This is a genomic window from Halalkalibacter alkalisediminis (genome assembly GCF_028610705.1).
GTDB classification, from domain to species: domain Bacteria; phylum Bacillota; class Bacilli; order Bacillales; family Bacillaceae_D; genus Halalkalibacter; species Halalkalibacter alkalisediminis.
In genome coordinates this window covers 353,120-377,451 of the sequence record NZ_JAQQWT010000002.1, presented here as the reverse complement: position 1 = coordinate 377,451, position 24,332 = coordinate 353,120, and the positions used below count along the sequence as shown (strand labels likewise).

Genomic DNA, 24,332 nt, shown 5'->3' with positions numbered 1-24,332 from the left:
GAGAAGGAATGAGTTTCCTAAAACAAATAAAATCAGAGGTTTTAATTGGTGATGGAGCAATGGGTACCTTATTGTATGAAAATGGTGTAGACCAATGTTTCGAAGAAGTAAATGTTTTACAACCTGAAAAAGTCTTAAGTGTGCATAGAAAATATGTGGAAGCAGGCGCTGATATCATACAAACGAATACGTATGCCGCCAACACATTAAAATTGGAGAAATACGGGCTAGAGAGGCGAGCAAGAGAATTAAACCAGGCGGCTGTTCAACTGGCTAAAAAAGCGGCAGACGAAAAAACGTATGTATTTGGAACCCTCGGAGGAGTTAGACGTTTTCAACTTGAAGAATGGAGCTTGCGAGAAATCGAAGTAGCCTTATCAGAACAAATGAACGAATTGTTATCAGAAGGTGTTGATGGTTTATTATTAGAAACGTTTTACGACTTAGAGGAAGCCAAAATGGCAGCTGGTTTAGCACGCAAATTAACGAATTTGCCACTTGTCGTTAACTTGTCCTTAGGTGATGTAAGTGTTATGAATGGAGGCATTCCTATTTCAGAAGCTTTTAATCAATTAACGGCTGTAGGAGCAGATGTCGTTGGGTTAAATTGTCGGACGGGCCCATTTCACATGCTCAGGTCATTTGAAACGATTCCACTTAGACAAGATGCATTCTTCTCTGCTTATCCGAATGCTAGTCTGCCAGATTTTCGGGATGGTCGTGTTTATTACGAATCAAATATAGATTATTTTAAAGCGATGGGAGAAAAATTTATTCAGCAAGGGGTTAGACTGCTAGGAGGATGTTGTGGAACGAATCCAGAATTAATCCAAGCTTTCTCAGAAGTAAGAGCCCAAACAAAGCCTGCTACTCAAAAAGTGGTTCGCCCTTTGCAAATAGCTCGTGAAGCGATTCATATACCTAGAAAACAACGGCCTTTACCAGAACTTGTTAAAGAGCGAAAGTCTGTTATTGTTGAACTTGATCCACCTAAAAAGCTTAGTACGAAGAAATTTATGGACGGAGCAAAAGCCTTGAAAGAGGCTGGAGTTGATGCAGTTACTTTGGCGGATAATTCTCTGGCCTCTCCTAGAGTTGATAATTTAGCGCTTGGAGCCATGATTAAAGAGCAGGTTGGTGTTCGTCCACTCGTTCATATAACGTGTCGCGATCGAAACCTAATCGGATTACAATCTCATTTAATGGGACTTCATGCCTTAGGGATTGACGATGTTCTAGCTATTACGGGTGACCCAACGAAAATTGGTGATTTTCCAGGGGCTACTTCTGTTTACGATGTAAGTTCGTTTCAACTTATTTCATTAATTAAACAATTGAACGAAGGAATTTCCTTCTCTGGAAAAGAACTAGGCCAAAAAGCTAATTTCTCTGTCGGGGCAGCTTTTAATCCTAATGTAAGGCACTTGGATAAGGCTGTGAAACGAATGGAGAAAAAAGTGAATAGCGGCGCGGATTATTTTATGACTCAACCGATTTATAGTGTGGATCAAATTGAAGCACTTGCCGAAGAAACGAAGCATATAAGTGAGCCGATTTATATAGGGATTATGCCATTGACAGGAACAAGAAACGCTGAGTTTCTTCATAATGAAGTTCCGGGTATCAAGTTGACAGATGATATTCGAGCAGCAATGGCTGCTTGTGGAGAGGACAGAGAAGCTTCAACGAAGGAAGGGATTGTTATTGCTAAATCATTAATTGATGCAGCCTTATCTCATTTTAATGGGATTTACTTAATCACTCCTTTTCTCCGCTATGAAATTACGGTAGAGTTAACACAATATATTGAATCACAGAAATTAATTTTGCAAGATAATAGATCATTGTCAAGATAATGAGGAAGTAGAAAGGACGTAATTATGATTAAGTCTTTATTTGAACAACAGCTTGAAAAGAAAATTCTCATACTAGATGGGGCAATGGGGACCATGCTTCAGCAAGCGAATTTATCGGCAGAAGATTTTGGTGGAGAAGAGTATGAGGGGTGTAATGAGTATTTAAATGAAACAGCTCCTCATGTGATTGAAAACATCCACCGTGCTTACCTAGAAGCGGGTGCAGATATTATAGAAACAAATACTTTCGGATCTACAGATATTGTTTTGGACGATTATGATCTCGGTTATAAAGCAGAAGAGTTAAGCCGAGTTGCTACAGAGATTGCAAGAAAAGTAGCAGATGAATTCTCTACACCAGAATGGCCAAGGTTTGTCGCTGGGGCAATGGGACCAACGACTAAATCTTTATCTGTGACAGGAGGAACCACTTTTGAAAAATTAGTTGATTCCTATCATGAACAAACACGAGGGATTATCCGTGGTGGAGCAGACATTCTGTTGCTTGAAACAAGTCAGGACATGCGTAATGTGAAAGCGGGTTATATTGGAATTGAACGTGCTTTCACAGAGTTAAATGTAAAGTTACCTATTTTCATTTCTGGAACAATTGAACCAATGGGAACGACGTTAGCTGGTCAGAATATTGAAGCTTTTTATTTGTCGCTTGAACACATGAACCCAACGGTCGTTGGATTAAATTGTGCGACTGGACCTGAATTTATGAGAGATCATATTCGCTCATTATCAGAATTAGCAACCACCTATGTAAGTTGTTACCCCAATGCTGGTTTACCTGATGAAGAAGGTCATTATCATGAATCGCCAGAATCATTAGCCATCAAATTGCGTGGATTTGCAGAAAAGGGCTGGTTGAATATTGTTGGTGGATGTTGTGGAACGACGCCAGATCATATCAGGGCGATGGTAGAGGCAACGAGAGAGTTTGAGCCTAGAGTTTTTCAGCAATCTCACCCTCATGCTGTATCAGGAATAGAACCACTAATTTATGATGATAGTATGCGTCCATTATTTGTAGGGGAAAGAACGAACGTCATTGGATCACGGAAATTTAAGCGTCTAATTGCTGAAGGAAAGTTTGAAGAAGCTTCAGAAATTGCGCGTGCCCAAGTAAAAAGAGGAGCGCATGTTATTGACGCTTGTCTAGCAGATCCTGACAGAGAAGAAATGGAAGATATGGAGAACTTCCTTAAATTTCTTGTCAACAAAGTAAAGGTTCCGCTGATGATCGATTCAACCGATGAAAAAGTCATTGAAAAAGCATTGACTTACTCTCAAGGAAAAGCGATCATTAATTCAATTAATTTAGAAGATGGAGAAGAACGGTTTGAAGCAGTTGTTCCGATCATAAAACGCTATGGTGCTGCTGTTGTCGTAGGAACAATAGATGAGGACGGGATGGCTGTTACAGCGGAGAAAAAACTAGAAGTAGCCGTTCGCTCTCATGACCTTCTTGTCAATAAGTATGGACTGAAATCCGAGGACATTATTTTTGATCCATTAGTTTTTCCTGTAGGTACAGGTGATGAACAGTATATTGGTTCAGCAAATGCTACTGTTGAAGGTATTCGGCTAATTAAAGAAGCTCTTCCTAAATGTTTAACGATTTTAGGAGTAAGTAACGTCTCATTCGGATTGCCACCTGTTGGGCGTGAAGTATTAAATGCCGTTTACTTATATCACTGTACGCAAGCTGGTTTAGACTATGCCATTGTAAATACAGAAAAATTAGAGAGATATGCCTCCATTCCCGATGAACAAAAAGAGATGTCGAGCAAACTCTTATTTGATACAACGGATGAAACTCTGGCTGAATTCACAGCATTTTATCGAGGGAAAAAAGCAGAGAAAAAAGTAGATAATTCCAATCTAACACTCGAAGAACGATTGGCTTCCTATATTGTGGAAGGAACAAAAGAAGGATTAGTGGAAGATTTGAACGAAGCTTTAACCACTTACTCTGAACCGTTAGATATTATTAATGGTCCGCTAATGACGGGAATGGATGAAGTTGGCCGTTTGTTTAATAATAATGAGTTGATTGTTGCTGAAGTTCTTCAAAGTGCTGAAGTGATGAAAGCATCGGTTGCTCATTTAGAGCCACATATGGAGCAAAAGGAAAACGATAATGGTAAAGGGAAAATTTTGCTCGCTACCGTTAAAGGTGATGTGCATGATATAGGGAAAAATTTAGTTGAGATTATTCTAGGGAATAACGGCTTTAAAATCGTTAATCTAGGTATTAAAGTTACGTCCAATGAATTAATAGAAGCTGTAAAAAGAGAAGATCCTGACGCGGTTGGTTTATCTGGCCTACTAGTGAAATCAGCTCAACAAATGGTGTTAACTGCTCAAGATTTACGACAACAAAATATTTCCATACCTATTTTGGTTGGGGGAGCGGCGTTAACGAGAAAATTTACTGATACAAAAATTGCGGCTGAATATGATGGTCTCGTTTTATACGCGAAAGATGCTATGAATGGGTTGGATATAGCCAATCGCTTAGCTAAGCCAGAGGAACGTGAACGTCTTGCGGAAGAACTTGCAGAAGCTCGAGCGAAGAAAGAGGCAGTACGTCCAACTGAACGGAAACCGCTAAATGAGCGTCCTGTTGACGAAAATGCCCAATCAGATGTTAAGCGAGATGGACCTATCTATACGCCAACCGATTTGGATGCACATATTTTACGTGATTATAAACTATCACATTTGGAGCCCTATATTAATATGCAAATGTTGCTTGGTAGACATCTTGGAATTCAAGGGAAAGTTAGTAGGCTGCTGGAAGAAAAAGATCCAAGAACTGTTGATTTAAAAGAGAAGGTAGACGAATTTTTAGTTAAGGCAAAGCAAAATCAATGGATTCAAGCACACGGTATGTATCAATTCTTCCCTGCACAAGCAGATGGGAATGATGTCGTTATCTACGATCCAGCCGATCAGAAAACTGAAATTGAACGATTCTCTTTTCCGAGACAAAGTCATAAACCATTTTTATGTTTAGCAGACTATTTACGTCCTGTTTCAAGTGGTGAAATGGACTATGTAGGATTTTTAGCTGTTACTGCTGGTCATGGTGTGAGAGAATTAGCGGAACAAGCAAAACGAGATGGAGATTATTTATATAGTCACTTAATCCAAGCAGCGGCTCTTGAAATAGCTGAAGGGTTTGCTGAACGTGTTCACCAGCAAATGCGAGATCGAATGGGCTTCCCAGATTCTGCAGACATGACAATGGAAGATCGTTTTTCAGCGAAGTACCAAGGTGTGCGAGTTTCTTTTGGCTATCCTGCTTGTCCAAATTTGGAGGATCAAGAGAAATTATTTTCATTATTAAAACCAGAAAAAATTGGCGTTCAATTAACAGAAGGATTTATGATGGAGCCTGAAGCATCCGTTACTGCAATGGTATTTGCTCATCCTGAAGGCCGATACTTTAATGTGTTAGCTTAACATTTTATAAGTACGTAGGCTTTTGTTATATGCGCTTTCACTTCAAACTGTTGAGATATTCTCAGCAGTTTTTTCTTGGACAAAACTGTATATCAAGGATGTTTAGGAAGAATTATGGTAAGTTTTTGCTCAAAAATTGTATAAAAAGAGAATGCTAACAAACAATATCCATATCAATCATGACCAAAAAAGTAGTGTCATGAAACAGATAACATGAACACAAGGAGGTATACACCATGAAACGTAATCTGTTTTCGTTTAAGATTCCACTTATCATGGCATTCATTTGTATCGGCTTGATCAGTCAAGCTTCTCCAACTCACGCATTCACTGATCAAATCATTCAAAGAGGTGCAACAGGTGACGATGTCGTTGAACTTCAAGCCCGTCTTCAGTACAACGGCTTTTATGACGGTACAATCGATGGAGTTTACGGGTGGAGCACTTATTGGGCTGTCCGAAATTTTCAAAGTGAATTTGGTTTAGAGATTGATGGTCTTGTAGGGCCGAAAATGAAAGATATGTTAGAAAGAGCAACTAAATACAATGAAGAGTTTGTAAAAAAAGCATTAAATGAAGGACGGAAATTTACTCACTACGGTGGAACTCCTAAAGAAATACAGAAAGGACCAAAAGGAAGTAACGATGGTCAAGCTCAAGGGACTGCTCAGCGTCAAGAGCAACCACAACCGGGAGCACCACAGCAACAACCACAAGCAGGTGAACAACCAGGAGCGGGTGAAACACCACAACAGCCGCAAGAACAACCAGAACCAGCTCCAGAAGAGCAAGAGCAACCGGAACCAACTCCAGGAGAACCTGTTCCGTATGAAGAGACACCTGAAGAGGCTGATAATGATGTGAATATTCAAAAGGCTACAAATGTACCTCCTGGATATTCTGAGAATGACATTCAACTTATGGCTCAAGCCGTATATGGTGAAGCACGTGGGGAGCCTTATGTAGGACAAGTGGCAGTTGCAGCGGTTATTATAAACCGCATTAATAGTCCGACTTTTCCAAATACCGTTTCTGGTGTTATTTTTGAACCTAGAGCTTTTACAGCTGTAGCGGACGGGCAAATTTATATGACACCTAATGAAACAGCACGTCGAGCAGTTCTTGATGCGATTAATGGTCAAGATCCAACTGGAAACGCGATTTATTATTTTAATCCAGACACAGCTACATCGGGTTGGATTTGGTCAAGACCACAAATTAAGAGAATTGGAAAGCATATATTCTGTCATTAATTTTTTGGAGGTGAGTAGTTATGGTACGAAATTTTGTAATTGGACTTTTAGCCATTGCCGTTGTGGCGACAGGTAATTGGGGTTTCCAAGAACGTGAAGAAAAGGCTATGCTAAAAATTACGGCAGAAAACAATTATCAGCGTGCGTTTCATGAGCTAGCCTTTCATATTGATCAAATTGAAGATCAACTAGGGGCGACGTTAGCAATGAATACACGTCGTCAATTAACGCCTGCTTTGGCTGATGTATGGAGAATCGTTAGTCTGGCTCAAGAGAACATCGGACAACTTCCACTTAGTTCTGTAGACTTAGGAAAAACAGAAGAATTTTTATTCAAGTTAGGTCGTTTTAGTTATCGAACTTCGATACGAGATCTTGAAACGGATCCACTAACGGATCAAGAATATGAAACTTTACAAAAGCTGTATGGATACTCTAAAGAAATTAGAGAAGAAGTCCGTAAGTCGCAGGCAATGATGTTAGCAAATGGAGATCAATGGGTTGATATTGATGCTGAAATGGCTGCCTCAGAAGAACCGCTTGATAACATGATGGTTAATAATTTAGAAGTGATGAACAAATCCATTAAAAGCTATAGTGAAACGGAATGGGGTGCTGGTTTAGCTGCTATTGATGACCTGAATGGTGAGTTAAAGAGAGCATTAGACGGTGAACCTACTTCAAAAGAAGATGCTGAAAATGTCGCACGTCAGTATTTAGAAGTTGGAGAACAAGCTACTGTACATGTATCGGAAACAGGAAATGGATTGGCGTACCCTGCTTATACGATTGTGGTAGATGATCCCGATCATGAAACGAATTACTACATGGATGTAAGTGTTAATGGTGGAGAACCGATTTGGTTCTTGCAAGACCGGCAAATTGAGGAACAAGAGATCAGTTTAAATGAAGCTGTGGAAATCGCACAAAAATTTCTTGAAGATAACGGAAAAGAAGGCATGCAGTTAATAGATAGCAGACAATATGATTCAATTGCGTTATTAGAATTTGTTCATCTTGAGGATAATGTTCGTGTCTATAACGATTTAATTTCGTTAGAAGTTGCATTGGATGATGGAGATATCTTAGGTTATGAAGCAAAAGCTTACTTAATAAATCATAAGAAGCGCAATATTCCTGACCCTAAGATCACTAGTGAAGAGGCTAGTGAACGTTTAAACCCTCGTTTAGATGTAATGGAGGATCATATTGCTGTAATAGAAAATGATTTAGGTGAAGAAGTGCTTTGTTATGAGTTTTTTGGTGTCATTGATGATGATACGTATCGTATTTTTATTAATGCTGAAGATGGTGAAGAAGAGAAAGTTGAACGTTTAAATAACTCAGAACCGGTCTATGATTTCACCTAATGAAAGAAAAGAAGAAGCAGGAGATGCTTCTTCTTTTTTTTGGACTTTCGTGCAATAATAGAAACTATGCGTGTACATAATCAAAGGTTTAATTGGAAGCAAAAAAGCAAGTCATCTTAACGCTTTATTGTGATGACATAGGGATTGCGTCAGATGCTTTAGAATTAGGTGAATAATTCGTTTAGAAACAGTAACTTATAAAGGTTTGGAAGGAGTAAGAAGCTTGATTACTATTGGTACTACGATCTCTTTAGAATTAGAGGAAATGAAAGAGTTTGAGAAAAAAAAGACTCGTTTCCGTTGCCGGTTAGTTGATCGTACTGATTCTATTTACGTTATCGATTATCCTATCAATGAAGAAACAAACAAACCTAGTTTTTTCTTCGATGGAACAGAGTTTCGAGCCTCTTTTATTGCAGATGACGATGCGGTATATGCATTTGACACGGAGATCATTGGGAGGAGAAAAGGGAATATTCCTGTACTGCTTTTGAAGAATCCGGGTAAAGAAAAATACTTGCGCATTCAACGGAGAAACTACGTAAGAGTGGAAACTACAGTAGACGCAGCAATATATCCAATTGAAAAGGGTTTTTCTCCGTTTAGAACGGTTACACTTGATTTAAGTGGTGGGGGGTGTAGTATTGTAATCCCACAGGATCAAACTTTGCCAGAGGTTGGGGAACTTAATTTATGGCTCGTTTTACACATGCAATCTGGAGATATCGCATATGTAAAAGCCTACTGCAAAATCGTTCGTGTATACCAACCAAGACCTGATGCAAGACTAAGAGCTTCATTGCAATTTTTAAATGTAGATGAACGGGATCAACAGAAAATAATCCGATTTTGTTTTGAAAGGCAATTAGCGCTTCGTCGTAAAAATGAAGCCTGATTTCGGAAATATCTGACAGATTCATAAGCTTTCGTTAGACCAAGCAGTCAGAGTATGATAAGATAATAATGAGAACAATTGGAATGTTTGACCAATTGAAAACACTTTCAATTGTTTGTTTAGAGGTGCTATGTAAATGAACAAGAAGATGAATATTGCAATTGATGGACCTGCTGGTGCAGGAAAGAGTACAGTCGCCAAGCTAGTAGCTGAACAACTTTCATTTTTGTATATTGACACGGGTGCGATGTACCGTGCGTTAACCTATGCAGCTTTAAGGGATGAAATTGAATTGAATGATGGACCTTCTCTATTTAAATTATTAAGTCAAATAGATATCTCTCTTAAACATGAAAAGAGTGGAGTTCGTGTTTTTCTTAATGAGGAGGATGTTACGGATGTCATACGAACAAAAGAGGTCACATCCAATGTTTCGCTCGTTTCAAGTCACGAGTTAGTACGTGTTGAAATGGTTGAACGGCAAAGGAAGTTAGCTGAAGGTGGACATGCAGTACTTGATGGTAGAGACATTGGGACATTTGTCTTGCCGGATGCCAAATTAAAAGTCTTTCTTACAGCTTCTGTCGAGGAGCGTGCAAGGCGTCGTTTTGAAGAACAGCAAGCAAAAGGAATCGACTCCGATTTCGAACAATTAAAACTTGATATTGCTCGCCGTGATGAACTTGATTCCACACGTGAGTTTGCTCCTTTGAAAATGGCTAATGATGCTATAGAAATTGATTCAACAACGTTGTCTATACCAGAAGTTGCTGAACTAATTATTGAGCTAGCAAAGGAGAGAACGACATAAATGGGTATTTATCAGTTTGGTCGAAGTGTGTGTAGAATGTTTCTTTCGTCTTCTTATAAAGTAGAAGTAAGGGGGAAGGAGAACATTCCCAATAAGGGGGGGACGATTCTTTGTTGTAATCATATCCATAACTTTGATCCTCCACTCCTTGGTTCTTACATAGAGCGCCAAGTACACTATATGGCAAAGCAGGAATTATTTGAACAACCAATTTTAAAACAATTACTACCTAAATTAGGTGCTTTTCCGGTTCGTCGAGGAATGAGTGACAAACAAGCGCTTCGTACAGCTTTAAAGCTGTTAAAAGAGGGGAATGTCCTCGGCTTATTTCCTGAAGGAACGAGAAGCAAAGATGGACAACTGCAAAAGGGGTTATCTGGAGCTGGTTTCTTTGCTCTACGTACAGATGCTGTCGTTATCCCGTGTGCGATTATTGGACCATATAAACGGTCTAAAACGTTGAAGCTTGTCTACGGTGAGCCAATTGACTTTACTCAATTAAGAGAAGAAAAGGCGTCAGCTGAGGAAGCAACTGAAGTCATTATGAATGAGATTAGATTGTTACTTGAACAACACACGACTAATTAAATTAGGGTATATACGAGTTTTCGCACCTGTCGAAAGTTCGTTATAATAAAAGAAAGATAACCGTATATAATGCGGGCTTGAAGGAGGCAAAAGTCAATGGTCGAAGAAATGAACAACGAAGTGACGAAAATAAAATCTTTTTCTGTAGGAGAAATTGTTACAGGGAAAGTATCGAAAGTAGAAGATAAACAAGCATTTGTAGATGTGGGATTTAAGGTAGACGGTATTGTTCCTATTAGTGAATTATCAAGTTTACATGTTGAAAAAGTGAGTGATGTTCTTTCAGTTGACGATGAGCTAGAATTAAAGGTTCTCAAAGTAGAGGACGATGAGCTCATTCTTTCAAAGCGTGCTGTGCAAGCAGAGAAAGCGTGGGACGAACTTCAACAAGCTTATGACTCCGGGCAAATTTTAGAAGTGGAAGTTGCCGATGTAGTTAAAGGTGGATTGGTTGTCGACTTAGGAGTTAGAGGATTTATTCCAGCCTCTTTAGTCGAACGTCATTTTGTCGAAGATTTTTCTGATTACAAAGGAAAGAAACTTCGATTGAAAGTAGAAGAAATTGATAAAGAGAATAATAAATTAATTCTTTCTCAGCGAGCGGTCTTAGATGAAGAATTAGAAGGTAGAAAGCGTTCTGTACTACAATCGCTGAAAGCTGGTGATATTGTAGAAGGGAAAGTTCAACGTTTAACGGATTTTGGTGCTTTTATTGATGTTGGAGGGGTAGATGGTTTAGTACATATTTCTCAACTTGCTCATCATCGAGTCGATAAACCATCTGATGTAGTGAAAGAAGGGGAAAACGTTAAAGTTAAAATTCTTTCAGTCGATCAAGATAGTGAGCGCGTTTCTCTTTCTATTAAAGATACTCAACCTGGACCTTGGGAAGCTTTCTCAGGAACTGTGTCAACTGGTGATGTACTCGACGGAACCGTAAGAAGATTAGTTTCCTTCGGTGCTTTCGTTGAATTAGCTCCAGGCGTTGAGGGGTTAGTGCATATTTCACAAATTGCTAACCGACATATCGGCACACCTTCTGAAGTCCTTTCGGAGGGTGAAACCGTGCAGGTGAAAGTTTTGGATGTAAACATTCAAGAAAAACGTATCTCCTTAAGCATCCGTGATTTACTTGAAAAAGAAGATACATCGGATGAAGATTATCAAGCTTATGAGGCGTCAAAGCAAGATGATCAAAGTGGTTTTTCACTTGGTGATATGATTGGTGACCAATTAAAGAAATATAAAAATTAATGACAACAGGGTGATGAGATGAATAGGTCAGCGCGAAAGCTAGATCATATTAATCACGCTCTTATAACCGGTCAAGCAAATTCTCATGGGTTTCAGGATCTTAAGTTTGTACACAATAGCATACCTGAAATAAACATTAATGAAATTAGTCTTACATCGGAAATCGGCGAACTACACCTTAGTTCGCCGATTTTTATCAATGCGATGACCGGCGGCGGCGGAGAGCGTACAAAAGAAATTAATCAACAACTTGCAGAGGTGGCAGCTGAGACGAATATAGGGATGGCTGTAGGTTCACAAATGGCGGCGCTTAAAGATCAGGAACAAAGATCGACTTATGAGGTTGTACGCCGTATTCATTCCAAAGGTATTATTTTTGCGAATTTAGGGAGTGAGGCTACTGTTGATCAAGCAAAGAGAGCGATTGATATGCTTGAAGCGAATGCATTTCAACTCCATGTGAACGTTATCCAGGAACTTGTGATGCCTGAGGGAGATCGAGATTTCACAAAAACACTAACTAGAATTGAACATCTTGTTCATCAACTAGAAGTCCCTGTTATTGTCAAAGAGGTCGGCTATGGCATGAGTAAATCCACTGTTTCCAAACTGGCTTCAGTCGGTGTAGAAGCAGTGGATGTTGGTGGTTTTGGAGGCACTAATTTCTCGAGGATTGAAAATGAACGCCGACAGCGTCGATTAGATTTCTTTGATGACTGGGGAATAACAACGACTTGTTCCCTCTTGGAAGCGAAAGATGCGAGAACGACTCTTCACGTTTTGGCGTCCGGTGGTCTACAAACGGCACTAGATCTCGCTAAAGCAATGGCGTTAGGAGCCTGTGCTGGCGGATTTGCTGGGCATTTTCTAAAGATATTGGTAGAGAAAGGTCAAGAAGCACTTATTACAGAAATAACAGAGCTTCAAAAAGATTTGAAGATGATCTTAACAGCGCTACAACTACACGCTCCACAACAACTAAAAGAAGTGCCGCTTGTTATTTCAGGGGATACCTTTCATTGGGCATCTCAACGAGGATTAGATATAAGTGATATAAGTCAAAGATAATCGTACTAAAAAGAGACGAATCCAAAAGAGTTCGTCTCTTTTTAGTTAAGAGTGGACCATCATTTAAGGGCGCTGCTGTTTCCTTGCTTCATCTGGGCTTTGTAATTTTGCAGCTCCTTGGTATTCTAGATTTTGATCACGGTCAGATTCTACCTTACCTGATTGTTTTAATTTTCTTTCTTGACGGTCTTTCCCCATACATATCCCCTTCCTTTCACTTTTTGAATAGAAGCGTTCTCAATTAATGTTCCAACAAAGATCGTTCTTTATGTATTTGGATGGTTAGAACTGTGGGCCTTAGTCGATACTTATTAGTAAAGGATAATTAAGAGGTGATGAAATGGAAGGTGTCTATGCATATTGGATAGGTTGGGGACTTTGGACAATTATTAGTTTTTTTTGGCCGAAGACGAAACGTAGGATGGGTTATGCCATTCTTATTCTTGCGTTATTGATTGTGCTACCCCTTTCTATTCAATTTGGTCAAATCCAATTTCATTTGGCTTTTGTTTTATTCTCTATCTATTTAAGTTGGCATATGAAATCGTATGAAATGTCCCGACTTATTCATGTTTTTATTGTTTCTATTACGATTGCAGCAGCACATGCCGGTTTTCAGATGCTTCTCATTTTTGATCCTGTAATTGAATACACAGATAGTAGATGGATGGCATCTTGTATAATTGCGATCATTGCTTTTTTTCTTTCTCGTAATTTAAAGGATCGTTTGTACGTGGCTTTAATAGGACTTGTTCAAGGAGAACTGCTAACCAGTATGGTCCTAGTACGTCATATGAGAATAGAACAAACAATTGGCGATCTATATTTCTTTGACATCGTAGCAATTGTAAGTGTTTTGTTCTCGATCGTATGGGGGTTTCAACAAATTTCTATTTGGATAGCGGATCAGCTTATTTCGGAGTCGAAACAACGAGTATTGAAACAAAGTTCTTAACCTGAAAATCATGTTGATCATAGAAAACATCGACAAGTGCTTAAAAATCAAGTAAGATAAATAAGTTACATTGAAAAATGGATGATTTTACATATGAAAAAAGAAAGGTTGTGACGTGATGACAAAGCCTGTTGTAGCAATAGTCGGACGTCCTAATGTAGGGAAGTCAACAATTTTTAACCGCATAGTAGGAGAACGAGTTGCCATTGTCGAAGATATGCCAGGGGTAACACGTGATCGTATTTATAGTAAAGGTGAATGGTTAAACCGTGAATTCAATTTAATTGATACGGGTGGTATCGAACTAGGTGATGAGCCTTTACTTATTCAAATGCGCGCTCAAGCAGAGTTAGCCATTAAAGAAGCTGATGTCATTGTCTTTATTGTAAATGGTCGTGAAGGTATTACTAGTGCAGATCAGGAAGTTGCAAAAATATTATTCCGCTCTGATAAACCAGTTGTATTAGGAGTGAATAAGATTGACAATCCAGAGATGCAAGAAGAGCTTTATGAATTTTATTCTTTAGGAATGGATACACCTTATCCGATTTCTGGTTCACATGGACTAGGTTTAGGTGATTTACTCGATGAAGTAATCAAACATTTCCCTGATGAAGAAGAAGACCCGTATGATGAAGATACGATTCGCATATCATTAATTGGACGACCAAATGTCGGGAAATCTTCGCTCGTTAATGCAATGCTTGGTGAAGAGCGAGTAATTGTGAGTAACATTCCTGGGACAACACGTGACGCTATTGATACTCCTTTTACAAGAGATGAGCAGGATTATGTTCTGATTGATACCGCTGGAATGAGAAAACGTGGAAAAGTATATGAAGCAACTGAAAAATACAGTGTACTTCGTTCGCTTAAGGCAATTGAACGTTCAAATGTGGTACTAGTTGTTATTAATGCAGAAGAAGGATTAATTGAACAAGATAAGAAAATTGCCGGATATGCACATGAAGCAGGGCGTGCTGTTATCATTGTCGTTAATAAATGGGATGCCGTTGAAAAAGACGATAAAACGATGAAGAATTTCGAGACGAAATTAAGGGAAGAACTACTATTTTTAACGTATGCACCAATCTTGTTTGTTTCTGCAAAAACAAAACAAAGATTGCAACATGTTTTGCCAATGGTTAAAAAGGTATCAGAAAATCATCACCTTCGTGTTGCGACGAATGTATTAAATGACATGATCATGGATGCGGTTGCGATGAACCCAACACCGACAGATAAAGGGAAGCGTCTTAAGATAAATTATGTTACTCAAGTGGCTGTAGAACCACCTACATTCGTGTTCTTTGTGAATGAGCCTGAGTTAATGCATTTCTCATATGAACGGTTCTTAGAAAACCGATTACGTGCCACATTTGAATTTGAGGGAACCCCGATTAAAATTTTTGCTAGAAAGAAAAATGTTTAAAGGGAGAGGCTGAAATGGGGGAAGGCTTTATGATCGTTGCACTCATTTTAACTGTTTTATTTGGCTACCTTTTAGGTTCATTGAGTTTTAGTTATATTATTGCGAAGAAAATTAAAAAGGTTGATATTAGACAACATGGAAGCGGGAATGCAGGCGCGACTAATACGTTGAGAGTTTTAGGGATTGGACCAGCCATTTCTGTCTTAGCTTTAGATGTACTAAAAGGGATTGTCGCTGTTCTTGTAGCTGCTTGGGTTGCACCAGATGATTCTGGGTTATTTCCAGCTTTAGCTGGATTAGCTGCAATCCTTGGTCATAATTGGCCAGTATATTATGGTTTTCGTGGGGGAAAAGGAGTTGCAACAACCATTGGTGTGTTAGCTACTCTTGTATTTTTTCCTGCTTTATGGGCGGGCATTGTTGCGATACTGAGTATTTTCGTCACAAAATACGTGTCACTAGGTTCCTTATTGTTTGCTGGATTAACACCTTTATTTGCCTTTTTGCTCTATAATCATTATGACTATCCAGTCGTTTATCTTTATTTAGCAGGGTTTGTTGCATTGCTATCTATATGGAGACATCGCGCCAATATTAGCCGTTTGGTAACTGGGACAGAAAGCAAATTAGGAAAAAAGACACCGGCAGAGAGTAAGGAGTGATTGTATTGAGTAATTTAGCTGTTATTGGAGCAGGAAGCTGGGGAACAGCTTTAGCTATGGTTTTAGCAGATAATGACCACAATGTTCGCATATGGGCAAGAAGATCAGATCAAGTGAATGAAATAAATGAACATCACACGAATTCGAAATACTTACCTAATATAACCTTATCTGAGAGAATTACCGCTTATACTGAGTTAGACAAAGCTTTAGAAAATGTAGAAGTTGTCGTTTTAGTTGTACCAACTAAGGCAATTAGAGAAAACGTACAACACATGATTAAGTTCTTATCGAAGCCAATTACGATTATTCATGCTAGCAAAGGAATTGAGCCAGGAACTCATAAACGAGTTTCTGAAATGATTGAAGAGGAATTTTCTAAGACTAATCTGCTTCAAAATGTTGTGGTACTTTCTGGCCCAAGCCATGCAGAGGAAGTTAGCCTTCGTCAACCAACGACGGTAACTGTTTCCTCAGAAAGTCATGAGGCGTCCGAACTTGCGCAGGACTTATTCATTAATAAACATTTTCGAGTTTATACGAATTCTGATTTAGTTGGAGTTGAAATTGGCGGAGCTCTAAAAAATAGCATTGCATTAGTTTGCGGATTAACGAATGGACTTGGACTAGGGGATAATACAAAAGCGGCTATTATGACTCGTGGACTAGCAGAAATAACAAGGATGGGTGTTAAGCTTGGTGCCAATCCTTTAACATTTGCAGGTCTTTCTGGTTTAGGTGATTTAATTGTTACTTGTACAAGTATTCATTCGCGGAATTATAGAGCCGGTAAGATGATAGGTGAAGGAAAATCTTTAGATGATGTTTTAGCTTCGATGGGAATGGTTGTAGAGGGAATAAGAACCACAAAAGCGGCACATGAATTAGCGTTGAAATGGCAAGTTGATATGCCAATCACTAGTTCTTTATATGCTGTGCTGTTTGAAGGTCTTTCTCCAAATCAAGCAACAGAACAATTAATGGGGCGTGTTAAGAAACACGAAGTTGAGCAATTATCGGTCGATTTCCAATAAGCGATTGAATAAATAATAAATTACACGGCACCTTCCTCATCCTCACGCATATGATATCGTGATATTAGAATGAGGGAGGGCAAATCATGTTTCAAAATAATGACTCATCTTTCATGGATCAAATTCAGAAAAAAGCTAATGTAAAACCAGATGATTTATTTAAATTAGCTAACTCCGTTAGTAACACAAATCTTCAAGATGAAGCTGCGGTTAGACAGCTTATTGCACAAGTAGCTAAGCTTGCTAACAAACCGGTTTCAAAAGAAAAAGAAGATCAGATCGTTGAAGCTATAACAAAGAACAACATGCCAATGGACTTCGCTTCACTTGCAAAAATGTTCAATAAAAAATAACGGTGTGTAGGCAAAAACCACAAACACAAATGAGGTTTCTGCATATACTTGTAAAGAACGAACATTACAATAGGGCTGCGTTATAGACGAAGGGTTTCGTCAAAATCAGAGAAGTGTGCCCCCACTTCTCTGATTTTAGTTTGGAGACCAAAAGGCCGCACTTTAGCCTTTTGGTCTTTTTCGCTATTAAACTAAAATTGACCACAACCTGACACCGACTTTTGGGACAAGCTATGCTATAATGTGTCATGGAAAAAGTTAAATGGAGGATGATATTCGTGTCACAAGCGATGTTAAATATGTGGATTTCATTTTTTGCACTTGCTTTAATGTTCGTTTCAGCGGGAGCTGCAATTTTTAGCCGAGAAAAGTTAAAAGGATGGGTCCAAAAAATAGTATTGGCCTTTTCATTTATGTGTCTACTTGTATCTGGGATTATTGTCTTTCTTATTGTTGTAGGTGGGCCGACCGCTACTTTGTAGTAAATAAGAAAGGAGTTGACTAATACGTATGAACCGACTTGTTTTAATGAGTAGTGCAATGGTTTTCTTTTTACTAAGTGGGTGTATGTATCCAGATGATCAACGGGCAGAGAATCGAATTGCTTATCCTGACCAGTTACAGTCTGTTGAACAAGCTATTGAACGTTTTCAAGAGGATACGGGTGTATTGCCTATTCGCACGTTTGATGAAAATACTTCATTGTATCAACGTTATGTTGTAGATTTCAATCAATTGATTCCGAGATATTTACAACAACCTCCTGGTACTGCGTTTGAAAGTGGAGGTGTTTTTCAATATGTGCTCGTTAATGTTGAAGATCAACCTGAAGTAAAAGTAATTGATCTGACTTCACAAGGGGAAATTAGACTATTGCAGCAACGATTAAATGAATATATGAGACAACATCGTTTCGCTCCAATTAAGGAAATGCTTGATGTTGGGCTTTTTCTCCTTGATCATGAAGCTCTTAATTATAAAGAAGCTCCTCATGTAAGAAGTCCCTATCATGATACATGGCTTCCTTTATTATTAACAAATGATGGAGAAATCATTATTGATTACCGAATTGATTTAAATATGATGCTTCAGCAACAGGAGCATCAATTTGAAGAAGGGGAAGATATTCGCTCGCTACTATACGAAATCGCACCTTTTGTTCCTGTAAGAAGCGTTCCGTATGTACTTGATGATAATGGTGAACCGACTTATTCGATGGAGCTTAGAAAAAAATAATAGAGTTGACTTGAATTTTTTGGTCTAATGTCCCTACCTTGTTGATATACATATCAGAGGAAGGGGCATTTATTTATCTCCCCTTCTCGGTAGCCCAAAAACGAGAATCTACTTTCTTTCAAGAACAGTTGTCATAAACTTTGGACAACATCATAGATATGATAGTGTCAAAGGTTTACCGGAAGAAGTTGAATCTCAAATTTTTACTCGATCGGGAGGGGATCACGTGGAAAAGGTTGATATTTTTAAGGATATCGCTGAACGCACTGGTGGCGATATTTATCTTGGAGTAGTAGGTGCAGTTCGCACAGGGAAGTCGACATTCATTAAGAAATTTATGGAGCTAGTCGTTCTCCCGAATATTACGAATGAATCCGAAAAAGCTCGCGCTCAGGACGAGTTGCCTCAAAGTGCGGCTGGAAAAACAATTATGACAACAGAACCAAAGTTTGTTCCAAATCAGGCGATTTCTATCCATGTGGATGAGGGTCTTGATGTGAATATCCGTTTAGTGGATTGCGTAGGATATGCGGTTCCAGGAGCCAAAGGATATGAGGACGAACATGGACCTCGTATGATTAATACGCCTTGGTATGAGGAACCAATTCCATTTCAAGAAGCAGCTGAAATTGGAACACGTAAAGTCATTCAAGAACATTCTACATTAGGTGTTGTGGTTACAACTGATGGATCAATCGGAGAAATTCCACGTCATGATTACTTAGAATCTGAGGCTCGTGTAGTTGAGGAATTAAAAGAAGTGGGCAAACCATTTATTATGATCGTAAATAGTGTTCGCCCTCATCATCCTGATACAGAGGCTTTACGTACACAATTAGCTGAGGAGTATGACATTCCTTGTTTGGCGATGAGCATTGAGAGTATGACAGACCAAGATATTAATAATGTTCTTCGCGAAGTGTTATATGAATTCCCAGTTCATGAAGTGAATGTAAATCTTCCAAGTTGGGTCATGGTTTTAAGAGAAGATCATTGGTTACGTCAAAGTTATGAAGAGTCTGTTCGTGAGACCGTTAAAGATATAAAACGTCTTCGTGATGTTGACCGTGTAGTCGGACAATTTACAGAATATGAATTTATTGATGACGCTCGTCTTGCTGGTATAGAGATGGGGCAGGGTATTGCAGAGATTGACTTATATGCTCCAGATGACTTATACGATCAGGTGCTAAAAGAAGTAGTTGGGGTAGAAATTAGAGGGAAAGACCATCTTCTTCAATTAATGCAAGACTTTGCTCATGCGAAGCAAGAGTATGACCAAGTGGCTGACGCGCTTCGAATGGTGAAGCAAACGGGTTACGGAATCGCAGCTCCAGCATTGTCTGACATGAGTCTCGATGAACCAGAAATTATCCGTCAAGGCTCACGTTTTGGTGTTAGGTTGAAGGCTGTAGCACCATCTATTCATATGATTAAAGTAGATGTTGAGTCTGAGTTTGCTCCAATTATTGGCACGGAGAAACAAAGTGAAGAACTTGTTCGTTACTTAATGCAAGATTTTGAAGAAAATCCTCTTTCAATTTGGAATTCCGACATTTTCGGTCGCTCGCTGAATTCGATTGTACGTGAAGGTATTTCAGCTAAGCTATCTTTAATGCCTGAAAATGCTCGTTACAAATTGAAAGAAACGCTAGAAAGAATTATAAACGAAGGATCTGGTGGGCTTATCGCGATTATCCTCTAATTGTATAAAGTTATACCTTCGTTTAGCTAGTCTAGAACTCCCTTACAAAGGGGGTTCTTTTTGCCTTATAGGCAATGTTTATGCTAAGATTTTAACGTATAATGGCGAGTGATTAGGGAAATTTTCTGAACGGAAGCGAAAAATACTATTTCATGTTAAAATGGACAAAGTGGATTTATCTGTGAAGAATTTTTGAATAGGAGAGTTGAGATGAGCAATCAAAATGAATTTTTTGTTATTAAAGCGAAGGAAAACGGAGTAAATGTAATTGGGCTTACTCGTGGTTCTGATACTCGCTTTCATCATTCTGAAAAACTGGATAAAGGTGAAGTTATGATCGCACAGTTTACAGAGCATACATCGGCTGTGAAAATAAGAGGCAAAGCCCTCATTCAAACAAGTCATGGCACAATGGATACGGAAGATTAACTGGTTATTAAATGAAAGGAAAGGACTTTCATTTTCTCGTATGTAAAAACCTATGGTATAATAGTTGCGATATAAATGTGGATACAACAATGATGGACGGAATTTGGGGGATTTTAGAATGGTGAGTATGAGTCAGTTTGATGACAAAGTAAAAGAGATAAAAAAAAGCTTTTATGGTCTAACGAAGCATCTGTATTTACAATCGTATGTTCAGAAACCAGATTTAGATGATGATAAAGTTCGTTTTCTGTACGCGATGATGCAAAAAAAACTTTCCACTAATGAGGCTAAAATGTTTACGATTTCAGCGTTATTACTTCAAGCTGGTCTTGATGTTCACGATGAAGTTTCCCAGGATCCTATCCATTCGGATCGACTACGCAAAAATAGGCAATTGACTGTTTTAGCAGGCGATTATTATGTAAGTCTTCATTATTATTTACTAGCAGAGAAACAACAAATACCCATGATTAGGGTATTCAGTCAGTCAATACAAGAAATCAATGAATACAAATTAAATCTTTGCAATTCAAGGGACCTATCTTACGAAGAAGTACAAAATAATACTTCTCAAATTGAATCGGTGTTAATGCAAAATATGGCTGAACACTTTGAACAAACTGCTTGGAAAGGGGTCATGAAAGATTTCTTCTTTTTAAAACGGCTTTTAGAAGACCGAGTAGAGTGGCTAGCAGGAAAAAAAGCACCGATTATCCAAGCTATATTAAGAGACAGCAATGGTACTGCTGGAAATGAACTAAATTGGATTGAAGAGAAAGTAGAGGATGTGAAAGATCGACTTCTTTCTAACAGCAAGGCACTGCAATCATTTGAGAGATTTGTTGTGGAACATGTTGATGAACTGATTGGTCGTAAGTCGTTACAAGAGATCGTAGCAGAAGAAGGGTGAGCAAGATGACACAGTCAAAAGAAGAACGAGTTCATCAAGTATTTGAATCAATTTATAAAAAATATGATGTTATGAATTCGGTTATAAGTTTTCAGCGCCACAAAGCATGGCGTAAAGATACTATGAAAAGAATGAATGTCCAAGCTGGTGACCATGCATTAGATGTCTGCTGCGGTACGGCTGATTGGACCATAGCTCTTGCAGAGGCTGTAGGAAAAGAGGGCCGAGTTGAAGGGTTAGACTTTAGTAAGAATATGTTAAAGGTAGGACAAGAAAAAGTAAAAGAGCAAAACTTGACTCAAATCAATTTAACTCACGGAAATGCAATGGAACTTCCGTATGAGGACAATAGTTTTGATTTTGTAACGATAGGCTTTGGATTAAGAAATGTACCTGATTATGAGCAGGTGTTGCGCGAAATGTTTCGAGTCACAAAACCTGGTGGTAGCGTTGTATGTTTGGAAACTTCTCAGCCGACGATTCCCGTTTTTAAACAGTTATACTTTTTTTATTTTAGTCGAGTTATGCCGATATTTGGAAAATTCTTTGCAAAGAGTTATGACGAATATTCGTGGCTGCAGGAATCAACTATGTCTTTTCCAAATCGAGAGAAACTAGCGCAAATGTTTAGGGACGCTGGGCTAATCAACATTGAAGTGAAAAGTTATTCTGGTGGGGTTGCAGCGATGCACCTTGGTAAGAAGGATATAGAATTGGAGCAGATAACGTGATTAGAAAGATTAAAATCATCTTAGAAATGATCAAATTTGAACATACTGTTTTTGCATTACCGTTTGCTTATTTTGGTGCCATTTTAGGAGCGTTCATTGTCAATGGACAGTTTCCCTCCACGTTACAGTGGATTTGGATTACGGTAGCAATGGTTGGGGCAAGAAGTGCAGCGATGTCACTAAACCGAGTAATTGATGAGCAAATCGATAAATATAATCCGCGAACAGCTACAAGGGCGATTCCCGCTGGATTAGTTTCAAAATTAGAAGTTTTATTTTTTATCATTGTTTCATTTGCTTTACTTTTTTATGCAGCTTTTCAACTTAATATGTTAGCTGTTTATTTGCTTCCACTTGCGGTCTTTTTCCTTGTTATTTATTCTTATACCAAACGATTCACATGGGCTTGTCATCTTATTTTAGGTGTAACCATTGCTCTAGCACCACTTGGAGGATGGGTCGGTGCAACCGGTGCGTTAACGTGGGAAGCGTTTCTATTGTTTCTCGCTGTTGCTTTATGGACTGCTGGATTTGATGTTATTTATGCGACCCAAGATGCTGATTATGATCGAGAAAATAATTTACACTCTATTCCAAGTAGATTTGGAATTGGACGAGCACTTGTAATTGCTCGATTTCTGCATGTAATCAGTTTCTTGTCGTTTGTTAGCTTGTTTTTCGTTACTCCACTTGGATGGATTTATTTTGTTGGCGTCCTAATAGCTGGAGCTATTATGGTCTATGAACATACGCTTGTTTCTGAACATGACCTATCAAAACTAGATGTTGCATTTTTTACAATGAATGGAATCCTAAGCCTTGTTATGTTCATTTTTGCGATTGGAGATATCCTTATATGAGTAGAGAGCATAAAGGGATTTATACTGTTGGAATAACTGGTGCGAGTGGTGCTATTTATGGAGTTCGCCTCGTACAGGAGCTTTTAAAACAATCATATAAGGTCCATTTAATTTTAACGGAAGCAGCTTGGCGTGTTTTTAAAGAAGAGTTATTACTTGACACAGAAAATCGTGATGCTGTGATTGATCAATTATTTGGTGAGTATGAAGGTGAACTTCATACTCATCACTTACATGATTACGGAGCTCCCATTGCAAGTGGTTCGTATCAAAATAATGGAATGATTATCATCCCTTGTTCGATGGGAACTTTGTCAGGAATTGCGACCGGAGCGTCTGGTAATTTATTGGAGCGAACTGCTGATGTTATGTTAAAGGAAGAGCGTAAATTAATACTGGTACCGAGAGAAACACCATTAAATCAGTTGCATTTAGAAAATATGCTTCGTGTATCAAAAGTAGGAGCGAAAGTGCTACCTGCGATGCCAGGTTTCTATCATCTGCCGCAATCGATGGATGATCTAATCAATTTCCTAGTTGGAAAAGCTTTAGATAGCCTTGGAGTAGACCATACATTGTTTACTAGATGGGGGGAGGGACAGTGAGCGTAATCATTGGGGAAATCTCTTATACGAATATATTGCCATTCTTCTATTATTTGGACCGGGACAAACTACAAAGGCAACAATGTTCTTTTGTCCCACAGGTTCCTGCACAGCTCAATCAAGCAATGGCCGCTGGAAAGATTGATGTTGGAGGTATTTCGTCATTTGCCTATGCTGAAAACTCAACTCATTTTACCTTGTTGCCTAATTTATCGGTTACTTCTTATGGTCCTGTTGGGTCTATTTTCTTATTTTCTAAAAAACCTCTGCAACAGTTGGGTGGAGCGAAAATTGCTTTAACAAGTAGTTCTGCTACTTCTGTTAACTTATTAAAGGTCGTATTGGAGCATTTCTATTCTTTGGAGGTATCTTATACTACGATGACACCTGATCTAAAGAAAATGTTAGTAGAGCATGATGCCTGTCTACTTATTGGTGATGATGCCATTTTAGCTAAACACGAGGTTGGCAAATCATACTATTGTTATGATTTAGGAGATATATGGTATAAGCACACAGGGCTACCGATGACGTTTGCCGTTTTTGCAGTTCGGAATGAAACTCTAAATGAGCACCCAAGTTTAATAGGAGCGGTCTATCGCTCTTTTCTTGAAAGTAAAAAAATGAGTGAAACCAATCAATATGAATTAATGATTGACGACATTTTAAAAACACACGGTGGAGAAAAGAAATTTTGGGATATGTACTTTCAAAATCTCTGTAATGATTTTGGGGAACAAGAACAAAAAGGATTAGATTACTTCTATGAACTTCTCTTTCAAATGGGATATCTGCCGAATCAGGTGAAAACGTTAAATATTTGGGATGCAGCGCGTATAGTTGAATAA

The 24,332-nt window shown here is 38.6% G+C and carries 24 protein-coding genes; 23 read left to right on the top strand and 1 reads right to left on the bottom strand.

What is annotated here, in order from left to right; genetic code table 11:
• Positions 1-8: 8 nt before the first annotated feature.
• The 9 genes from PQ474_RS04390 (at position 9) to fni (ending at position 12,572) form a co-directional block, all read left to right on the top strand.
• Positions 9-1,856 (top strand): bifunctional homocysteine S-methyltransferase/methylenetetrahydrofolate reductase, encoded by a 1,848-nt coding sequence (locus PQ474_RS04390; RefSeq protein ID WP_273840810.1) that lies wholly within the window; start codon positions 9-11, stop codon positions 1,854-1,856.
• A 24-nt stretch (positions 1,857-1,880) separates the two neighbouring features.
• A complete protein-coding gene (metH, locus tag PQ474_RS04385; protein WP_273840809.1) occupies positions 1,881-5,333 on the top strand; it encodes a methionine synthase in 3,453 nt (1,150 codons plus the stop codon).
• 236 nt (positions 5,334-5,569) lie between these two features.
• The gene (gene sleB / locus PQ474_RS04380; protein WP_273840808.1) at positions 5,570-6,586 is read left to right on the top strand and encodes a spore cortex-lytic enzyme; all 1,017 of its coding nucleotides are present in this window, start codon (positions 5,570-5,572) and stop codon (positions 6,584-6,586) included.
• A gap of 20 nt (positions 6,587-6,606) precedes the next feature.
• On the top strand, positions 6,607-7,956 hold the full coding sequence (gene ypeB / locus PQ474_RS04375) for a germination protein YpeB (protein WP_273840807.1): 1,350 nt from the start codon (positions 6,607-6,609) through the stop codon (positions 7,954-7,956).
• A gap of 223 nt (positions 7,957-8,179) precedes the next feature.
• Entirely contained in the window at positions 8,180-8,851 is a 672-nt protein-coding gene (locus tag PQ474_RS04370) for a flagellar brake protein (protein ID WP_273840806.1), read from the top strand.
• A 136-nt stretch (positions 8,852-8,987) separates the two neighbouring features.
• A complete protein-coding gene (cmk, locus tag PQ474_RS04365; RefSeq protein WP_273840805.1) occupies positions 8,988-9,662 on the top strand; it encodes a (d)CMP kinase in 675 nt (224 codons plus the stop codon).
• A complete protein-coding gene (locus PQ474_RS04360) occupies positions 9,663-10,250 on the top strand; it encodes a lysophospholipid acyltransferase family protein (protein WP_273840804.1) in 588 nt (195 codons plus the stop codon).
• Positions 10,251-10,346: 96 nt separating this feature from the next.
• Entirely contained in the window at positions 10,347-11,504 is a 1,158-nt protein-coding gene (gene rpsA, locus PQ474_RS04355; protein ID WP_273840803.1) for a 30S ribosomal protein S1, read from the top strand.
• 18 nt (positions 11,505-11,522) lie between these two features.
• Positions 11,523-12,572 (top strand): type 2 isopentenyl-diphosphate Delta-isomerase, encoded by a 1,050-nt coding sequence (gene fni / locus PQ474_RS04350; protein WP_273840802.1) that lies wholly within the window; start codon positions 11,523-11,525, stop codon positions 12,570-12,572.
• 63 nt (positions 12,573-12,635) lie between these two features.
• Here fni and PQ474_RS04345 read toward each other — a convergent pair whose 3' ends face one another.
• Positions 12,636-12,770, bottom strand: coding sequence for a YpzI family protein (locus tag PQ474_RS04345; RefSeq protein ID WP_273840801.1), 135 nt, complete (start codon positions 12,768-12,770; stop codon positions 12,636-12,638).
• Between the two features lie 142 nt (positions 12,771-12,912).
• Here PQ474_RS04345 and PQ474_RS04340 point away from each other — a divergent pair, with 142 nt between their 5' ends.
• The 14 genes from PQ474_RS04340 (at position 12,913) to PQ474_RS04275 (ending at position 24,332) form a co-directional block, all read left to right on the top strand.
• A complete protein-coding gene (locus PQ474_RS04340; RefSeq protein WP_273840800.1) occupies positions 12,913-13,527 on the top strand; it encodes a YphA family membrane protein in 615 nt (204 codons plus the stop codon).
• Positions 13,528-13,645: 118 nt separating this feature from the next.
• Positions 13,646-14,959 (top strand): ribosome biogenesis GTPase Der, encoded by a 1,314-nt coding sequence (gene der, locus PQ474_RS04335; protein ID WP_273840799.1) that lies wholly within the window; start codon positions 13,646-13,648, stop codon positions 14,957-14,959.
• 14 nt (positions 14,960-14,973) lie between these two features.
• Complete coding sequence (plsY, locus tag PQ474_RS04330) at positions 14,974-15,621, top strand: glycerol-3-phosphate 1-O-acyltransferase PlsY (protein ID WP_390186543.1); 648 nt, start codon at positions 14,974-14,976, stop codon at positions 15,619-15,621.
• 5 nt (positions 15,622-15,626) lie between these two features.
• Positions 15,627-16,655: an NAD(P)H-dependent glycerol-3-phosphate dehydrogenase gene (locus tag PQ474_RS04325; RefSeq protein WP_273840798.1), complete on the top strand. Its 1,029-nt coding sequence runs from the start codon at positions 15,627-15,629 to the stop codon at positions 16,653-16,655.
• A gap of 86 nt (positions 16,656-16,741) precedes the next feature.
• Positions 16,742-17,008, top strand: coding sequence for a stage VI sporulation protein F (locus tag PQ474_RS04320; RefSeq protein WP_273840797.1), 267 nt, complete (start codon positions 16,742-16,744; stop codon positions 17,006-17,008).
• A gap of 278 nt (positions 17,009-17,286) precedes the next feature.
• Positions 17,287-17,490 (top strand): DUF2768 domain-containing protein, encoded by a 204-nt coding sequence (locus PQ474_RS04315; protein ID WP_273840796.1) that lies wholly within the window; start codon positions 17,287-17,289, stop codon positions 17,488-17,490.
• A gap of 28 nt (positions 17,491-17,518) precedes the next feature.
• Positions 17,519-18,244 (top strand): hypothetical protein, encoded by a 726-nt coding sequence (locus tag PQ474_RS04310; protein WP_273840795.1) that lies wholly within the window; start codon positions 17,519-17,521, stop codon positions 18,242-18,244.
• Positions 18,245-18,470: 226 nt separating this feature from the next.
• A complete protein-coding gene (gene spoIVA, locus PQ474_RS04305) occupies positions 18,471-19,949 on the top strand; it encodes a stage IV sporulation protein A (protein ID WP_273840794.1) in 1,479 nt (492 codons plus the stop codon).
• A 210-nt stretch (positions 19,950-20,159) separates the two neighbouring features.
• A complete protein-coding gene (gene mtrB / locus PQ474_RS04300) occupies positions 20,160-20,378 on the top strand; it encodes a trp RNA-binding attenuation protein MtrB (RefSeq protein WP_273840793.1) in 219 nt (72 codons plus the stop codon).
• A gap of 118 nt (positions 20,379-20,496) precedes the next feature.
• Positions 20,497-21,288: a heptaprenyl diphosphate synthase component 1 gene (locus tag PQ474_RS04295; RefSeq protein WP_273840792.1), complete on the top strand. Its 792-nt coding sequence runs from the start codon at positions 20,497-20,499 to the stop codon at positions 21,286-21,288.
• 5 nt (positions 21,289-21,293) lie between these two features.
• Positions 21,294-22,019 carry a demethylmenaquinone methyltransferase gene (menG, locus tag PQ474_RS04290; protein ID WP_273840791.1) on the top strand — a complete coding sequence of 242 codons (726 nt, stop codon included), beginning with the start codon at positions 21,294-21,296 and terminating at the stop codon, positions 22,017-22,019.
• Positions 22,016-22,879 (top strand): UbiA-like polyprenyltransferase, encoded by an 864-nt coding sequence (locus tag PQ474_RS04285; RefSeq protein ID WP_273840790.1) that lies wholly within the window; start codon positions 22,016-22,018, stop codon positions 22,877-22,879. Before menG ends, PQ474_RS04285 begins: the two co-directional genes overlap by 4 nt.
• Complete coding sequence (locus tag PQ474_RS04280; RefSeq protein ID WP_273840789.1) at positions 22,876-23,484, top strand: UbiX family flavin prenyltransferase; 609 nt, start codon at positions 22,876-22,878, stop codon at positions 23,482-23,484. The genes PQ474_RS04285 and PQ474_RS04280 overlap by 4 nt, the downstream gene beginning before the upstream one ends.
• Complete coding sequence (locus PQ474_RS04275) at positions 23,481-24,332, top strand: menaquinone biosynthetic enzyme MqnA/MqnD family protein (protein ID WP_273840788.1); 852 nt, start codon at positions 23,481-23,483, stop codon at positions 24,330-24,332. The genes PQ474_RS04280 and PQ474_RS04275 overlap by 4 nt, the downstream gene beginning before the upstream one ends.

Excerpts from the sequence above, each read along its gene's own strand:
- sleB (WP_273840808.1), top strand. The coding sequence starts at position 5,570 with ATGAAACGTAATCTGTTTTCGTTTAAGATTCCACTTATCATGGCATTC.
- PQ474_RS04295 (WP_273840792.1), top strand. The coding sequence starts at position 20,497 with ATGGTGAGTATGAGTCAGTTTGATGACAAAGTAAAAGAGATAAAAAAA.
- menG (WP_273840791.1), top strand. The coding sequence starts at position 21,294 with ATGACACAGTCAAAAGAAGAACGAGTTCATCAAGTATTTGAATCAATT.
- PQ474_RS04345 (WP_273840801.1), bottom strand. The coding sequence starts at position 12,770 with ATGGGGAAAGACCGTCAAGAAAGAAAATTAAAACAATCAGGTAAGGTA.
- metH (WP_273840809.1), top strand. The coding sequence starts at position 1,881 with ATGATTAAGTCTTTATTTGAACAACAGCTTGAAAAGAAAATTCTCATA.
- plsY (WP_390186543.1), top strand. The coding sequence starts at position 14,974 with ATGGGGGAAGGCTTTATGATCGTTGCACTCATTTTAACTGTTTTATTT.
- PQ474_RS04340 (WP_273840800.1), top strand. The coding sequence starts at position 12,913 with ATGGAAGGTGTCTATGCATATTGGATAGGTTGGGGACTTTGGACAATT.
- fni (WP_273840802.1), top strand. The coding sequence starts at position 11,523 with ATGAATAGGTCAGCGCGAAAGCTAGATCATATTAATCACGCTCTTATA.
- PQ474_RS04360 (WP_273840804.1), top strand. The coding sequence starts at position 9,663 with ATGGGTATTTATCAGTTTGGTCGAAGTGTGTGTAGAATGTTTCTTTCG.
- mtrB (WP_273840793.1), top strand. The coding sequence starts at position 20,160 with ATGAGCAATCAAAATGAATTTTTTGTTATTAAAGCGAAGGAAAACGGA.
- PQ474_RS04390 (WP_273840810.1), top strand. The coding sequence starts at position 9 with ATGAGTTTCCTAAAACAAATAAAATCAGAGGTTTTAATTGGTGATGGA.
- ypeB (WP_273840807.1), top strand. The coding sequence starts at position 6,607 with ATGGTACGAAATTTTGTAATTGGACTTTTAGCCATTGCCGTTGTGGCG.
- PQ474_RS04320 (WP_273840797.1), top strand. The coding sequence starts at position 16,742 with ATGTTTCAAAATAATGACTCATCTTTCATGGATCAAATTCAGAAAAAA.
- PQ474_RS04310 (WP_273840795.1), top strand. The coding sequence starts at position 17,519 with ATGAACCGACTTGTTTTAATGAGTAGTGCAATGGTTTTCTTTTTACTA.
- rpsA (WP_273840803.1), top strand. The coding sequence starts at position 10,347 with ATGGTCGAAGAAATGAACAACGAAGTGACGAAAATAAAATCTTTTTCT.
- cmk (WP_273840805.1), top strand. The coding sequence starts at position 8,988 with ATGAACAAGAAGATGAATATTGCAATTGATGGACCTGCTGGTGCAGGA.
- der (WP_273840799.1), top strand. The coding sequence starts at position 13,646 with ATGACAAAGCCTGTTGTAGCAATAGTCGGACGTCCTAATGTAGGGAAG.
- PQ474_RS04280 (WP_273840789.1), top strand. The coding sequence starts at position 22,876 with ATGAGTAGAGAGCATAAAGGGATTTATACTGTTGGAATAACTGGTGCG.